At 50.6% G+C, this 15,934-nt stretch carries 13 protein-coding genes; 8 read left to right on the top strand and 5 right to left on the bottom strand.

The features are described 5' to 3' along the window. Positions 1-142 precede the first annotated feature (142 nt). The gene (locus SPM24T3_RS09910) at positions 143-685 is read left to right on the top strand and encodes a cell division protein ZapC (protein ID WP_009636611.1); all 543 of its coding nucleotides are present in this window, start codon (positions 143-145) and stop codon (positions 683-685) included. 90 nt (positions 686-775) lie between these two features. Here the strand turns inward: SPM24T3_RS09910 and SPM24T3_RS09905 are convergent, their stop codons facing one another. Continuing rightward, positions 776-1,882, bottom strand: a complete 1,107-nt coding sequence (locus SPM24T3_RS09905; protein WP_009636610.1) for a YcbX family protein — start codon at positions 1,880-1,882, stop codon at positions 776-778. A gap of 349 nt (positions 1,883-2,231) precedes the next feature. Here SPM24T3_RS09905 and rlmKL point away from each other — a divergent pair, with 349 nt between their 5' ends. The 6 genes from rlmKL to rmf all read left to right on the top strand — a co-directional run bounded on the left by rlmKL (position 2,232) and on the right by rmf (position 10,271). Beyond that, entirely contained in the window at positions 2,232-4,352 is a 2,121-nt protein-coding gene (gene rlmKL / locus SPM24T3_RS09900) for a bifunctional 23S rRNA (guanine(2069)-N(7))-methyltransferase RlmK/23S rRNA (guanine(2445)-N(2))-methyltransferase RlmL (RefSeq protein WP_009636609.1), read from the top strand. Between the two features lie 5 nt (positions 4,353-4,357). Next, entirely contained in the window at positions 4,358-6,262 is a 1,905-nt protein-coding gene (locus SPM24T3_RS09895) for an ABC transporter ATP-binding protein (protein ID WP_009636608.1), read from the top strand. Between the two features lie 87 nt (positions 6,263-6,349). Beyond that, entirely contained in the window at positions 6,350-7,615 is a 1,266-nt protein-coding gene (gene pqiA, locus SPM24T3_RS09890; protein ID WP_009636607.1) for a membrane integrity-associated transporter subunit PqiA, read from the top strand. Then, positions 7,602-9,263, top strand: coding sequence for an intermembrane transport protein PqiB (gene pqiB, locus SPM24T3_RS09885; protein ID WP_009636606.1), 1,662 nt, complete (start codon positions 7,602-7,604; stop codon positions 9,261-9,263). The genes pqiA and pqiB overlap by 14 nt, the downstream gene beginning before the upstream one ends. Beyond that, on the top strand, positions 9,263-9,844 hold the full coding sequence (gene pqiC, locus SPM24T3_RS09880) for a membrane integrity-associated transporter subunit PqiC (protein WP_009636605.1): 582 nt from the start codon (positions 9,263-9,265) through the stop codon (positions 9,842-9,844). The genes pqiB and pqiC overlap by 1 nt, the downstream gene beginning before the upstream one ends. A 259-nt stretch (positions 9,845-10,103) precedes the next feature. Beyond that, positions 10,104-10,271: a ribosome modulation factor gene (gene rmf, locus SPM24T3_RS24640; protein ID WP_009636604.1), complete on the top strand. Its 168-nt coding sequence runs from the start codon at positions 10,104-10,106 to the stop codon at positions 10,269-10,271. A gap of 92 nt (positions 10,272-10,363) precedes the next feature. Here rmf and SPM24T3_RS09875 read toward each other — a convergent pair whose 3' ends face one another. From SPM24T3_RS09875 to SPM24T3_RS09865, 3 genes are all read right to left on the bottom strand, one after another. Next, the gene (locus tag SPM24T3_RS09875; protein ID WP_009636603.1) at positions 10,364-11,278 is read right to left on the bottom strand and encodes a beta-1,6-N-acetylglucosaminyltransferase; all 915 of its coding nucleotides are present in this window, start codon (positions 11,276-11,278) and stop codon (positions 10,364-10,366) included. A 362-nt stretch (positions 11,279-11,640) separates the two neighbouring features. After that, positions 11,641-12,159: a bifunctional 3-hydroxydecanoyl-ACP dehydratase/trans-2-decenoyl-ACP isomerase gene (gene fabA, locus SPM24T3_RS09870; protein ID WP_009636602.1), complete on the bottom strand. Its 519-nt coding sequence runs from the start codon at positions 12,157-12,159 to the stop codon at positions 11,641-11,643. Positions 12,160-12,227: 68 nt separating this feature from the next. Then, the gene (locus SPM24T3_RS09865; protein ID WP_037378122.1) at positions 12,228-13,991 is read right to left on the bottom strand and encodes a Lon protease family protein; all 1,764 of its coding nucleotides are present in this window, start codon (positions 13,989-13,991) and stop codon (positions 12,228-12,230) included. Between the two features lie 221 nt (positions 13,992-14,212). Between SPM24T3_RS09865 and matP the strand changes: the two genes are divergently transcribed. Next, positions 14,213-14,677, top strand: a complete 465-nt coding sequence (gene matP, locus SPM24T3_RS09860; RefSeq protein WP_009636600.1) for a macrodomain Ter protein MatP — start codon at positions 14,213-14,215, stop codon at positions 14,675-14,677. Positions 14,678-14,784: 107 nt separating this feature from the next. On the opposite strand, the gene ompA is transcribed toward matP, so the two are convergent. Continuing rightward, the gene (gene ompA, locus SPM24T3_RS09855) at positions 14,785-15,858 is read right to left on the bottom strand and encodes a porin OmpA (protein ID WP_009636599.1); all 1,074 of its coding nucleotides are present in this window, start codon (positions 15,856-15,858) and stop codon (positions 14,785-14,787) included. Positions 15,859-15,934: the final 76 nt, after the last annotated feature.

Raw genomic sequence — 15,934 nt, 5'->3', positions numbered from 1 at the left:
TTTGCGGGCCACCAACCTACGATTTGTCCTATATTGAGGTTCCCGCAAATAGTGTTACCGTTGGGCAATAAATTCTGTGGCCGGTCACTTGCATTGAGTGGCACTGTGCCAATCATGCGGGCGAGGTAAATAGGATAACGTAATGAAAATCAAACCAGACGATAATTGGCGTTGGTATTTTGACGCTGAACATGACCGATTGATGCTGGACCTTGCCAATGGCATGATTTTCCGTTCCCGTTTTCCTGCGAAAATGCTGACGCCTGATGCTTTTGCCGAATCTGGTTTTTGTGTCGACGATGCTGCGTTATATTTTGATTTCGAAGAGCAGTGTAAGAAAATTAAATTAGCCGCCGAACAACGCGCTGAATTAGTTCTCAATGCCTTAGTCGCTTTTCGATTTTTAAAACCGCTGATGCCAAAAAGCTGGCATTTCACTCAACAATATCATCCTTTCCAGCCGGATAATGGTCAGTTGGCCTGCGTTAATGTTATGGAATCGGGTGAACAGGTCACTTTGCTGGTGGTTGAGTCAGGGGATAATGCCAGTTTGTGCCTGTTGGCACAGGAACGGCTGACTTTGGCCGGCCGAGGCATGGTGCTGGGTGACGCCATTAAAATCATGCATGACCGTTTGATGCCGGCGCAAATTAAAGCTGAAGCCGTTTACGACAGGGCAGTATAAACAGGCTCCTGAGTACTTTTATTACCCGACTCACTTTTCTATTTAAGATCATCGGGTTTATAAACCGCTTCGCTGAAGCCGAACTCTATATTATTCCAATATTAGATCCGACGCCGGAACACAGCTGCAAGAAAGAATTTTACCCTGTTTACCAATGGCGCTGGCTTTAAGTGCATTAACTTCACCCTCGACCATCGTCAATTTACAACTTCCGCAAATCCCCGCGCGACACGAGTAAGGGATCTTGAATCCTTGCTGCTCCAGCTGTTCTAACAGGATCTGCTGATTATTACCCTTAAACTCGCTGCCTTTATATGTGATAGCCACTGGTTGCGCTTCGGTTTCCGGCAGTTCGACATTCTCGACCACAACACCGGCCGAATAGCGGCGCGCAGGTTTGGTTGCGAGGATCTCCACGCTGTCGCCAGCGCGAATAATGCCACTGTTACGGGCAATCATATTCTGGCCGAAATCGACGTCGCCATCATCGGCGGTGCGATAACTCTGCAGCGTTTTCAAAGGTTCACCGGAAGGATGCTTCCTGCCGCGTTCGGTACTGACAGTAGTCAGCACGCAGCGGCTGCAAGGTTTGACCAAATCAAAAATCACGCTGCCGACGCGGATAGTCTGCCAAGTATCTTCGGCGTAGGCTTCAGCACCTGTTATCACCAGATTAGGTCGGAACTGCTCCAGCTTGACGCTGGCCGGGCATCGCTGCTTGAGATCGAACATCGAGGCTTCGTTGAGTAATAGATAAGGGAAGCCGTCAGCAAAAGAAAGCGGGATCTCAGGCTGGTTTTTAACGCGGCGAGTAAGATCCTTTCCGACCCAGCGCAACTCTACGTCACGTTCAAGATAACCGCTTAACCAGCGGTTGATGTCGGCGGGGGCAATCTGGGCAGTGAACTGATTTCCCCACACCTCGGTGGGTGCAGGCTGCTCGGCAAATTCAGCGAATTTTACCGATACGCTGTCGCGACCATCGGGGCTGGTTAAAATTAAACCATCAGGTAATAAAGCCGGTGTAAACTGCACCAGCTGCGGATACTGGCGGGCGGTAATAAACATTCCCTGGGGATCGGTTAGCATGAAGAGGCGGTCAAATGCCAGACCGCTGGGTGTAACCTGAGCATGCGAAAGTTGCAGACCGCGCATGGATTTGACTGGGTGAACGTACAAGCGTGACAAACTGACCACTATTACCTCCGGGCCACACCAACAATCGGCTTTCTATACGGGCGCTAATTATTTGGTATTGGGCTCTTTTTATGTTGTAGCCACAGACTTTATGACAATCTTGCAAGATTAGCTATAATGCGCAGCTCATTATACCCGTCGTCCTTGCAACCGCAGCGGTGTTGGCTGCGCTCGCGCGCCCTAATCACTTACTGATGTAAGCTCTCGGGGAGATTTACTCGCTTGCCGTCAGGCTGTCTCATCTGGAGTTTTCTCCAGCAAATGCCAATGGCGTTGGGTATGTACCTTACTGATTAAAGTAAGGAAAGTTTTTAATTGTAGGAAATAACTTCTAGGTGATTACGTCAATATGAACTCTTTGTTTGCCAGCACGGCGCGTGGATTGGAAGAACTATTAAAAAGCGAACTTGAAACGCTGGGTGCGCAGTCCTGCAAAGTAGTGCAGGGAGGAGTCCATTTTGAGGGCGACGATCGCCTGCTTTACAAAAGTCTGCTGTGGAGCCGTTTGGCTTCGCGCATCCTGCTTCCTTTAAATGAATTTAAAGTTCACAGCGATCTCGACCTGTATCTGGGCGTGATGGCTATCGACTGGCCGAGCATCTTTGGCGTCGAGAAAACCTTCGCGGTGCATTTTAGCGGCCTGAATGATGAAATCCGCAACAGCCAATACGGCGCGTTGAAAGTTAAAGATGCGATCGTTGACAGCTTTACCCGCAAGATGGACGAGCGTCCGAATGTGGCAAAGCAGCAGCCTGATATCCGCGTCAACGTTTTCCTGCAGCGTGATACTGCAAGCGTTGCCCTCGATCTCAGCGGCGAAGGCCTGCATCAGCGCGGTTATCGCGACCTGACGGGTCAGGCTCCGTTGAAAGAAAGCCTGGCGGCGGCAATCGTCATGCGATCCGGCTGGCAGGCGGGCACGCCGATGGTCGATCCGATGTGTGGTTCTGGCACCCTGCTGATTGAAGCCGCGATGATCGCCGGCGATCGCGCTCCGGGCCTGCATCGTCAGCACTGGGGCTTTACCGCCTGGTCTAACTTTAATGAGGAACTGTGGCGCGAGTTGACCACTGAAGCCCAGGTGCGTTCGCGCCGTGCGGTACAGGAAACCACCTCACGCTTCTTCGGTTCAGACATCGATCGCCGGGTCATTGAAATGGCGAAAGCCAACGCCCGCCGCGCCGGTGTTGCCGAGTTGATAAGCTTTGAAGCCGCAGAAGTCGGCAAGCTGAAAAACCCGCTGCCTGAAGGTCCGGTAGGTACTATTATCAGCAACCCGCCCTACGGCGAGCGACTGGAAAGCGAACCGGCACTGATTGCCTTGCACAACCTGCTGGGCCGCGTAGCTAAAACGCAGTTTGGCGGTTGGCAACTGTCGTTGTTCAGCGCCTCACCAGAATTGTTGAGCTGTTTGCAACTGCGTGCCGATCGTCAGTTCAAGGCGAAAAATGGCCCGCTGGAGTGCGTGCAGAAAAATTATCAGCTGGCTGAAAATCCAAATGGTACCGCCGGAACACAGATTGCCGAAGATTTCGCCAATCGCCTGCGGAAAAATGTTAAGAAATTGGAAAAGTGGGCGAAGCAGCAGGGCATTGAATGTTACCGTCTATACGATGCCGATTTGCCAGAATACAACGTTGCGGTAGACCGTTACGGCAGCAAGGTTGTGGTGCAGGAATACGCGCCGCCGAAAACGGTGGATGCGCAAAAAGCCCGCCAGCGTTTGTTTGATGTGATCAATGCCACCTTGTCGGTGCTGGATATCTCTTCCAGTCAGCTGGTGTTGAAAACCCGTGAACGGCAGAAGGGCACGAGTCAGTACGAGAAGCTGGCACAAAAAGGTGAATTCTTGCAGGTTGAAGAGTTTAACGCCAAATTCTGGGTTAACTTGACCGACTATCTCGATACCGGCCTGTTCCTGGACCACCGTATCGCCCGCAAAATGCTGGGTGAAATGAGCGATGGCAAAGATTTCCTGAATCTGTTTGCCTACACCGGAACCGCAAGTGTGCATGCGGGCCTGGGTGGCGCGCGCAGTACGACGACTGTCGATATGTCGCGCACTTATCTGGAATGGGCTGAAAAAAATCTGCGAGTTAATGGCCTGACCGGTCGTCAACATCGCCTGATCCAGGCCGACTGCCTGTCGTGGCTGGCCAATGCCGATGAGCAATTCGACCTGATCTTTATCGATCCGCCAACGTTCTCCAACTCGAAACGTATGGCCGAAAGCTTTGACGTTCAGCGCGATCATCTGGCGCTGATGAAAGATTTGAAACGCATTTTGCGTCGCAACGGCACTATCATGTTCTCAAACAACAAGCGCGGTTTCCAAATGGACGCCGAGGGTTTGAGCAAACTTGGCCTGAGCGCGAAAGAAATTACCGGCCAGACTCTGTCTCAAGACTTTGCCCGTAACCGCCAAATTCACAACTGCTGGTTAATCACTCACGCCAGCGAGGAAAAATAAAGTCTATGTCGTTAATTAGCATGTCAGGTGCTTGGTTGTCTTACAGCGATGCGCCTATTTTGGATAACACCGAACTTCATATCGAACCTAACGAGCGCGTCTGTCTGGTTGGGCGTAACGGCGCGGGCAAATCGACTCTGATGAAGATCATCAACCGCGAAGTGCCGCTGGATGATGGTCGTATTGTGTACGAGCAGGACTTGATTGTGGCGCGACTGCAACAGGATCCGCCGCGCAATGTTGCCGGTACGGTATTCGATTTCGTTTCTGAAGGTGTTTCTGAACAGGCCGAACATCTGAAAGCCTATCATGCCATTTCTCATTTGGTCGAAACCGATCCGAGTGAGAAAAACATGAACAAACTGGCACAGGTTATGGAAATCCTCGATCATCAGGGCCTGTGGCAGCTCGACAGCCGTATCAGCGAAGTGCTGTTGCAGCTGGGTCTTAACGGCGATACTGAGCTTTCTGCCTTGTCCGGCGGCTGGTTGCGTAAAGCCGCGCTGGGCCGTGCGTTGGTGAGCAACCCGAAAGTATTGCTGCTCGACGAACCAACGAACCACCTTGATATCGAGAGTATCGCCTGGCTGGAAGAGTTTCTGAAAGAATTCCAGGGCAGCATCATCTTTATCTCGCATGACCGTTCATTTATCCGCAACATGGCGACCCGCATTGTCGATCTCGATCGCGGCAAGCTGGTGTCTTATCCGGGTAACTACGAGCTGTATCTGACCAGCAAAGAAGAAGCGCTGCGCGTTGAAGACTTGCAGAATGCCGAATTCGACAAAAAACTGGCGCAGGAAGAAGTGTGGATCCGTCAGGGCATTAAAGCGCGTCGTACCCGTAATGAAGGCCGCGTGCGTGCATTGAAAGCCCTGCGTAAAGAGCGTTCCGATCGCCGTGAAGTGATGGGGACCGCCAAAATGCAGGTTGTCGAGGCTTCCAGCTCCGGCAAAATCGTCTTCGAGATGGAAGACGTTAACTACAGCGTGGCCGGTAAGCAGCTGGTTCGTGACTTCTCTGCGCAAGTTATGCGTGGCGATAAAATTGCTCTGGTTGGCCCGAACGGCTGTGGTAAAACCACGCTGCTCAAGCTGATGCTCAGCCAGCTGGAGGCCGATAGCGGCCGCGTACACTGCGGGACCAAGCTGGAAGTCGCCTATTTCGACCAGCACCGCGCAGAGCTTGACCCGGAACGTACCGTGATGGACAACCTGGCCGAAGGCAAGCAGGAAGTCATGGTAAATGGCCGTTCACGCCACGTACTGGGCTATCTGCAAGACTTCCTGTTCCACCCGAAACGTGCAATGACGCCGGTCAAGGCGCTGTCTGGCGGTGAGCGTAACCGCCTGCTGCTGGCAAAACTGTTCCTGCGTCCAAGCAACCTGTTGATTCTCGATGAACCGACCAATGACCTGGATGTTGAAACACTGGAACTGCTGGAAGAGCTGATCGACAGCTATCAGGGTACTGTGATGCTGGTAAGCCACGACCGTGAATTTGTTGATAACTCGGCGACCGAGTGCTGGATTTATGAAGGCGACGGGGTGATCAACAGCTATGTTGGCGGTTATCACGATGCGCACCACCAGCGCAGCTCGCAGCGTATCCTGCGTTCTTCTGCTCCGGCCGAAAGCAAGGCAGCGCCAGCGGCCAAAGCTGAACCGGCAAAACGCACCGCTAATAAAATGAGCTACAATCAACAGCGCGAGCTGGAACAGTTGCCTCAGAAAATCAGCGAGTTGGAAGGGCGTATCGAAGACCTCGGCAAGCAGATGAGCGATGCCAGCTTCTTTACGCGTCCTCACGATGAAACCCAGCAAGTGCTGAATGCTCTTGCCGGCGCCGAGCTCGAGTTAGAGCAGGCGTTTGAGCGCTGGGAAGCGCTTGAAGCTCAGAAGAACGGCTAAGTTCGCATCTTGCTTCTGCCGTCTCTCCCTTGAGAAAGGCGGCAGAAGTGTCGTTTTTCCCCGTGTTTCGCCATTGAGGAGTTGAATGTGTGTTCACACTCTAATGACCCGCACATCTTGTGCCCCCAGTGCGATCTGCTCGTTACTCTGCCCACTTTACAATACGGCCAGAAGGCTAACTGTCCTCGTTGTAAATCAACGCTTACCACTCGCTGGCAGGAGCCGCGCAAACGCCCGGTGGGTTACGCCATAAGCTCGCTGTTTATGCTGCTGTTGGCTAACCTGTTCCCGTTCGTGAACATGAATGTCAAGGGTCTGACTAGCCAGATTACCTTGATTAAAATCCCTCAGGTGCTGGTCAGTGATGACTATTCCAGCATTGCTTCACTGTTTATGATCGTGGTGCAACTTATCCCGGCATTCTGCATGGTGTCGATCATCATCCTTTGCGGCGGCGTTCCGTTGCCCAGAAAATGGAAAATCCGCATCGCCTGGGTGTTGTTCCACCTTAAAGCCTGGTGCATGGTCGAAATTTTCCTGGCCGGCGTGCTGGTCAGCTTTGTGAAACTGATTGCCTATGGCGAGGTCGGGATTGGCACCAGCTTCATTCCTTATGTCTTATTCTGCCTGTTACAAGTGCGCGCGTTTCAATGCACGGATCGCTTCTGGCTATGGAATCAGGCGGTACCGGCACCGGTGATTGCCCAGCCTTTGCGCGTCGGCCAAAGCGGGCTTTCTCAGGGATTGCGTTCTTGCGCCTGCTGTATGGCGATTTTGCCGGTCAGCCAGCAAACCTGTCCGCGCTGCTTTAGCAAAGGCTATGCCCGTAAAAAGCACAGCCTGCAGTGGACCATGGCGCTGCTGATCACTTCCATGATGCTGTATATCCCGGCAAATTTAATGCCGATAATGATCACCCAGTTCCTCGGCACCAAGATAACCTCGACTATTATGGCGGGCGTGGTGTTGCTGTGGAGTGAGGGATCTTATCCGATAGCGATGGTGATTTTTATCGCCAGTATCATGGTCCCTTCGCTAAAAATGCTGGCTATTGCCTGGCTTTGCTGGGACGCCAATGGGCGTAAGAAAGTTGACCGTGAAAGACTGCACGTTGTCTATGAGGTGGTTGAGTTTGTCGGGCGCTGGTCAATGATCGACGTTTTTGTAATCGCGGTGCTGTCGGCACTGGTCAGAATGGGGCAATTAATGAGTATTTATCCGGATATCGGCGCGTTGCTCTTTGCACTGGTCGTGATCCTCACGATGTTCGCCGCAAGTACATTCGATCCCCGTCTGATTTGGGATCGCTCAGGAATCTTTGAAACCAAGGAGCAACTCGATGGCGGAAAATAAGCCTACTCACGAGGAAAAAAACGCCGGGATCGCTGAGGTCGGCAAGATCAAACGCTGGTCGCCCGTGTGGATCATTCCGGTACTCACCGCGCTGATAGGCGCGTGGATCCTGTTCTATCACTTCAGTCATCAGGGCCCGGAAGTGACGCTTATTACCACCTCCGCCGACGGCATTGACGCGGGTAAAACGGCAATCAAAACCCGTAATGTGAACGTCGGGCAGGTTGAAAGCGTGACCTTAAGTGATGACTTGCAGCATGTCATCCTCAAGGCGCGTCTTGATTCTGGCATGGAAAAAATGCTCAAGAACGATTCTGTGTTCTGGGTGGTCAAGCCGCAGATAGGCCGCGAAGGGATCTCGGGTCTTGGCACGCTGCTGTCGGGCGCTTATATCCAGCTGCAACCCGGCTCAAAGGGCGATGAGAAAGAACAGTATAAATTACTCGATTCTCCGCCGCTGGCCTCCCCGGATGCGCAGGGTATTCGCGTAGTGTTGACCAGCGATCGTGCCGGTCAGCTTAATCCGGGCGATCCCGTGCTGTTCCGAGGTTTCCAGGTGGGTACAGTGGAAACCAGCCACTTTGATCCCGCTTCGCGTCAGCTTCGTTACCAAATTTTCATCCGTGCGCCTTACGACAGTCTGGTGACGACCAATGTCCGATTCTGGAAAGACAGCGGCGTTAACTTCGATATGTCATCGTCAGGTATTCGTGTCGAGATGGGCTCGTTGACCACGCTGTTTACCGGCGGTGTCAGCTTCGACGTGCCAGACGGCTGGGAGCGCGGCGCTAAAGTTGATAGCAGTGCAACCTATGCATTGTTTAACGATCAGCGCAGCATTCAGGATTCTCTGTATACCAATCACACCGACTATGTGCTGTTCTTCAGCGATTCCGTGCGTGGCCTGCAACCTGGTGCGCCTGTTGAGTTCCGCGGCATTCGATTAGGTACTGTCGGACAAGTTCCGTATCAGAAATTCGGCATGCAGAATCAAATCGACAGCGATTATCGTATCCCGGTGTTAATCCGTATCGAGCCTGAACGCTTCAACAAGCTGTTGGGTAAAGATTTTAATATGGATGAACGTTTGCAGGACGCGCTGAAGCACGGCTTACGCGCTTCGCTGAAATCGGCCAACCTGTTGACCGGTTCGCTGTATGTTGATTTGGACTTCTATCCGAATGCTAAACCGTGGAAAGGTCCGTATGCCCTTGATGGCCAGGCACTGTTGCCAACGGTTAGCGGCGGATTGGCGCAGATTCAACAAAAACTGATGGCAACATTGGATAAAATCAACGGCTTGCCATTGAATCCTATGATTACCGAAGCGACGAAGACGCTGGCGCAAAGTCAGAAAACGCTTCAGTCGACGCAGAAAACCATCGATTCGCTCAACGCTATTGTGGCGAGCAAAGAGATGAAAAATCTGCCACAGGATATGCAGAAAACGCTGTTGCAGCTCAATCGCAGCATGCAAGGCTTCCAGCCTGGTTCACCGGCCTATAACAAGATGGTTGGAGATATGCAGCGCCTGGATGAAACTTTGCGTGAACTGCAACCGGTGCTTAAAACTCTGAATCATAAGAGTAATGCGCTGGTATTCGCCGCCCCAGGGCAAGATGATCCTCAGCCGAAGAAGGCCAAATAATGATGAAATGGATACCTGTCGTCTTAGCGTTGTTTCTGGCTGCCTGTAGCAGCGATGGCAAGAAAACCTATTACCAGTTACCGACTGTCAATAGTTCAGCTCCGGTAGCGCTGGTGAGCACGGGCGGCGGATTAACACCGACCGTTGAACAGCCAAAACTGTGGATTTCGCAGGTTAGCGTGGCTGATTTCCTCGGCACTTCGGGACTGGTTTACCAGACCAATGATGTGCAATACGTGATGGCGGCCAATAATCTGTGGGCCAGTCCGCTGGACCAGCAGTTGCAACAGACTTTGCAAACCTATCTGGGGCGCAGTCTGCCAGGCTGGGTTATTTCGGGTCAGCAGGCCAGTGACGGCAAGCAGGAGCAGCTTGCGGTCAACGTGACGGGCTTCCACGGCCGTTATGATGGCAGGGCGCTGATAAGCGGTACGTGGACGCTTACGCGCGATGGCCAGGTCACTCAGCACAACTTTAATATCGAATTGAAGCAGCAAAAGGATGGCTACGATGCGCTGGTCAGAACTTTGGCTAGCGGATGGCAGCAAGAAGCCAACAGCATTGCTGCACAAATAAGATAAATTATTTTTATTGGTTCGATAAAAAATCCCGATTTTTCCGCTTGGAGAGGTCGGGATTTTTTTATGGTGATCAGGTGGATGAGGCTCTGGCTTGCACGATTAGCTAGTGCGCAATCTATAAAGATAGCCCAATATTGTGACAATGGCGTGAATTTTGCGCATTGACCTGCACGACGATCGAGGCTATTTGTTAGATGTGGACGCAGATGCGCACCACTGTTTTCTTTCCACTTGACCTGAATAACGAGGGACACGAGGCATGAAGAGACAAAAACGCGACCGCCTGGAACGAGCACAATCACGTGGATACCAAGCCGGCATTGGAGGACGTTCGAAAGAAATTTGTCCTTACCAATCATTAGACCAAAGGTCACACTGGCTTGGAGGTTGGCGAGAGGCCATGGAGGTTAGGGCAGTTAACGCATAACTTGCGCCTGACAGTAAAGGGATAACCTCCGCCCGCGGCGGAGGTTTTTTGTTTTGAGCCTGAGTTTTACCTCTTCTCTTTAGTTTTCCGAATCAGATTTCTTCCTGCATAACCTGTTCTTTGATTGCTCTGGCTGTCTTTGAGGCATCTGTTGGGTTATCTATTAATAAGCTTTTTTCCCGCAGACTGTCTTCCAGAATATCTAAAATTTCCCCATCGACCTCACTGTCAAATTTTCGGGCAAACAGGTTCGGATTCGTCAGCAGAAAATTGGCATCGTTTGCAGTAAAATCACGCGGACGCAGTTTGACTGTTCCCATCGGTACCCAATCAATTGCTCGCATATCATCATTCACCAACTGTGGCTGGAAGCTGGTATTCATCATCACAGTCTGGAAAAAACCTTCATCGGCGATCAGCGTATTACGATAAAAGTCTTTAAACTTTTTAATCTCGGGGCTGTGGGTAACAAATTCGCAAAATTCACGGCTGAGGATCACCCACTGATTACCGATATAGGGCGTGATGTTGGGAATAAATTTGCGCTCAATAATCGGATCACAAACCACTTCATTATCATTTTCATAAACATAGTTGTGAATACGGTGCAGAGTATCTGGCCTGACTTTTTTCTGATCTAATACTTTCAGAAATTCTTTACCCTGATGCGCTGACAGGTATTCGCGAATATATTCCTGCGATTTAAGCGGAAAATCCTGACCGCTAAGATTGATAAAGAACTTCCATTTATTACTCATTTTCAGCAGCTTATTAATGCCGCGCAGTTCTGCGTCCACCAGGCTGTAACCTCCCCAAACTGCATTTTCACTTTTCAGCAGAGTCGTATTGGGAAAGTGGCTAAGGAATTCTTTAATTTCTTCCTGTAATACCGGACCTGAGCGTTTATCAATGTGGATAACATAATGATTTTCAAGGTGATAGATAGCTTTGAAAAGGCGTTTGAACTGATTCGGAAAACGGTGAACCAACAAAAGATAGGCAATCATGATTAAAATCCTGGGTGAGCCATTCTTTTGTCTACATTTATATTTAATCAACGCAGCGCAAACTCTGCCGGTGAGCTGACTCAGGCAAACAAAATAAGGATAAAAATAAAATGAAAACCCCCCGTCTTAATCGATTAAGACTGGCGGCAGCAAATGTCACTAAAAAAGTAAAGAATTGACGGACTTGATGAGGATGGAAGGAATGAATTGTGCAAGACAAACAGCAACGCTTCTGCGCCACTATAACACAGTTAGGTGGCAACACTGTTGGATTGCCAGAGATAAACGCTTAGAGGACAGTTACGCGCAATAAAAAAGGCAGGAACCGTGAGGAGCCTGCCTTTTTATCGAGACGAAAAGTATTAGAAAGCGGCTGTGTCTTTAAACAACCCAACTTTAAGATCGGTAGCGGTGTAGATAACCTCGCCATCAACCAGTACTTCGCCATCTGCCACACCCATGATCAGTTTACGATTAATCACGCGTTTGAAGTGCAGACGGTAAGTCACTAATTTTGCCGTTGGCAGAACCTGACCAGTGAATTTAACTTCACCTACGCCCAGTGCGCGGCCTTTGCCTTCGCCGCCCAGCCAGCCGAGGTAGAAACCTACCAGCTGCCACATAGCGTCGAGGCCCAGGCAACCTGGCATTACAGGGTCACCAACAAAATGGCAACTGAAGAACCAAAGATCTGGATTGATATCTAACTCGGCTTCAACGTAGCCTTTGTCGTAGTTACCACCATCAACGGCCATTTTGACGATACGATCCATCATCAGCATATTGCCTGACGGCAATGGTGGTCCACCTGCTCCGAAAAGTTCGCTACGGCCAGAGGCCTCCAAGTCTACTTTCGTATAGGAATCGCGTTTTTCTACCATGTCTTCTTTAAGCCTTATTTTATTGAAGCACGCATGTTAGCTAACACCTGTAAGCTGAACAAGTCCGATCAGCTGCGACTGAACCAGTTTAACCAGCGAAGAGGCCATATGAACCGCGGACGTTCTGATGCAGAAACCAGCGCAATCCTTTCCTGAATTAGCCCCAATAGATTAGGGGTTTCCTGTTCTTCTTCCGAAACAGTATAAGGTAAGCCAGTCAAGATAGGGAGAGCATCTGCAGCATTTTCTACCGCCCAAAGATGGAATGTTCCTTCACGCACGGCATCGATAACCTGTTGATGTAAACAAAGATTACGCACGTTGGCGAGAGGAATAATCACCCCTTGCCTACCGGTCAAACCACGGCGCTGACAGACCTCGAAGAACCCTTCGATTTTCTCGTTGGCACCGCCGATAGGCTGCACGTTACCGAACTGATCGACTGAGCCAGTAACGGCAATTTGCTGATTAATTGGCTGCATCGCCAATGCGCTGACCAAGGCGCAAAGTTCTGCCAGCGAGGCGCTGTCACCGTCAACCTCACCATAAGATTGTTCAAAAACGATCGATGCCGAGAAGGGCAGGGGCTGATCGAGTTCGAGTTCGGCAATCAGGAAGGCTTGCATAATCATCATGCCTTTAGCATGAAGATTGCCGCCCAGTTCAGCTTTGCGCTCAACGTCCGTGAACTCGCCGTCGCCAGTATGCACCACGCAGCTTATCCGCGAAGGTTCGCCGAATGCGCGCGGATGACCCGGATATTCAAGCACTGACAGGCCGTTGATCTGGCCAATCACTTCGCCGTCGGTCTCAATAAAGATCTGTCCGAGTTCGATTTCGTCCTGCATACGCTCTTGCAGGTAGCTTTCACGCCACGCACGGGTAGAAATGGCGGCATCAAATGCTTTGGCTGTCAGCTGAGGTTCATCATTGTACAGCTCGGCTTCCAGCAGTTGGGCAGACAGCCATGACGGACAAAGTGGCAAACAGCCCTGATCGCTGCTAAATCGCACGGCGGCCTTCAGTAATTCAGGCCACGCGTCTACGGAAAGACGAGGTATTTCCAGTTCATCTGCCAGCGTATTGACGTAAGCGCACCATTTTTCCATGTCGTCAGTGTCGGACAGTGGCAGGTCGGCTTCAAATTCGCCATAAAACGCGGATTCCAGAAGCTCTGGCTCCATGTCATTAAGTTCCCCAAGGGAAACGCGATCGCCAACCAGGATCAGTTTGACGTCGAGCGGCATAGGGGGAATGCTGACAGGTAAAGGCCGAGATTCATCAGGAGAAACCCAGTAATAGCTCTCCTGAGTAATCATTTGCTTGAGGCGAAGCCACAGTAGCGGTTGCGCCAGCAGCGAGCGAATCGACAGGATCAGCACACCGCCATTAACCTGATGAATTAAACCGGGTTGCAGTTCAACTTGGTCCTTATAAACGCGGACACAGCCGAACAGCTGCTCTGGCTCAATCCATTCCTGATAAAGACAGCCTGATGTTCCGACGAAAGGTGCATTGGCATCCTGTGCAGGCTTAACCTGGATCTTGCGTCCGTCAATCTGGTATTCGCTGCCTGCGAGTTCATCGGCTTCTGGCAATATCTCGGTTACAGCGTCGGCAAGACGTGAGAGGTAGTCTCGGCTTTCCTGACCTTTAACGGTCATAAAACGCGTGCGCGAATTGGGATGACAAAACAGCGAAAGCCCATTTTCCAGACGTGGCTGGATCGCGGAGAAATCAACCGGCTCCAGCTGATCGGCTGTAGCAAAAATTGTCTGGTATGGCGTAGAATCCGGCAGTAAGAGCTGCCAATCAAGTCGGTTATTGGTCAATGTGTTAGCTGTAGTCTTCAAAAGGGAAAGGGCGATTATACAAGAATAAGTTCTGCTGCATACCACGAGAGTCACGCAAAGGTCATGCAGATGTGACATTCTGTCGCTTATGGCTGAAAAATAACCACTTGGTTCCTCTGGATGTCGTGACATATTTAGAGTAAAAAGTGACATAAAGCTGCTATGCTTATCAACGTTACGGGGTCACAGAAGAGCTTGCGATGAAATATCAGCAACTGGAAAATCTTGAGAGCGGTTGGAAATGGAAGTATCTGGTCAAAAAACACCGCGAAGGTGAAAGGATCACCCGACATATCGAGAACAGTGCGGCGCAGGAAGCCGTGGATCAACTCCTTCGACTCGAAAATGAACCGGTAAAAGTGCTTGATTGGATCCACAATCACATGAGTAAGGCGTTAGAGAATCGCCTAAAGCAGACTATCCGTGCGCGCCGTAAGCGCCATTTCAATTCAGAGCATCAGCACACTCGTAAAAAATCTATCGATTTAGAGTTTCTGGTTTGGCAGCGACTTGCCGCGCTGGCACAGCGTCGAGGATCAACGCTTTCTGATACTATCATTCAGCTGTTGGAAGATGCGGAACGTAAAGAGAAGTACGCGACACAAATGTCATCTCTCAAGCATGATCTTTTACAGATCCTCGATAATAAAGAAAGCCAAGGTTAAACAGGGCATTCAGGCCAAGTGCCTGATTCAGCTAAAGCTAAGGCATAAAAAAAACCCCGCAATGCGGGGTTTTTTAATTCAGAGCTATCAAAAGATAGCGCTATTACTTAAGCCTGTGGCTGAGTAACAACGTCTTTGATGCCTTTAACTTCAATTTCTACGCGACGGTTTGGTGCAAAGCCAGCGATCTGAGCTTTAGTTGCACGACCAGATTTGTAACCGAGGTTACCAGTGATCTGGTTACGTTCGCCTTCACCACGTGCAGAGATCTTGTTAGAAGGGATACCTTTAGATACCAGGTAATCCACTACTGATTGAGCACGTTGCTCAGACAGTTTCTGGTTAGATGCTTCTGAACCGACTGGGTCAGTGTAACCCAGAACTACTACTGAACCGTCTTTCGGATCCAGTGAGCTCAATTGGGTGTACAGCTGATCCAGAGCCTGACGGCCTTCTGGTTTCAGAGTTGATTTGCCGAAGGTGAACAGAACGTCAGATTTCAGAGTGAACTTGTGAGTCTGTACAACTGGAGCTGGTGCTGGTGCCGGAGCAACAACTGGAGCTGCTGCATCTTCCTGACCGAAACGGTAAGAAACACCAACAGACAGGTTAGCGTTGTCTGGACGCGCGCCAACAGTAGCAGCATCACCAATGTTGTTAACCCACTGGTATTCCAGGCGGGTAGCCCATTGTTTGGTGATTGCATATTCGAAACCAGCTGCAGCCACTGGAGAAACACCAGTGTCGTTATCGCTGATGCGAGTGCCGTTGCCAAAGTTGCCTTTAGAATCTGCACGCCAAACCATTGCACCCAGACGAGTGTAGACATCCAGATCGTCAGTCAGTGGGTAGCTCAGTTTGGTGGTCAACTGAATACCTTGAGTTTTGAATGCGCCGTTGTTTACGCTGCCCTTGTAAGCCATACGACCAAGCCAGTCATATCCCAGTTCGAAGCCCACGTATGGGTTCACTTGGTAACCTACAAACGCACCAGCACCCAGTTGGCTGTCACGAGTTGGGCCATTGCCTACGCCTTTGTATGCGTTTGACATACCATGGTCGTGATACTGGGACCAGCCCAGTTTACCACCGGTGTACCAGGTGTTATCTTGCGGTGCGGCTTGCGCTACGGTCGCGAAACCTGCCAGTGCCACTGCTAATGCGATAGCTGTCTTTTTCATTTTTACGCCTCGTTATCATCCAAATAGGCAATTGAGCTTTAAGCTTTAAGCCCTTGGTTAAATTCCTTCGTCCAAG

This window comes from Serratia sp. M24T3, assembly GCF_000257645.1.
Taxonomy (GTDB): Bacteria; Pseudomonadota; Gammaproteobacteria; order Enterobacterales; family Enterobacteriaceae; genus Rouxiella.
This window is presented reverse-complemented; position numbering and strand designations above follow the sequence as displayed.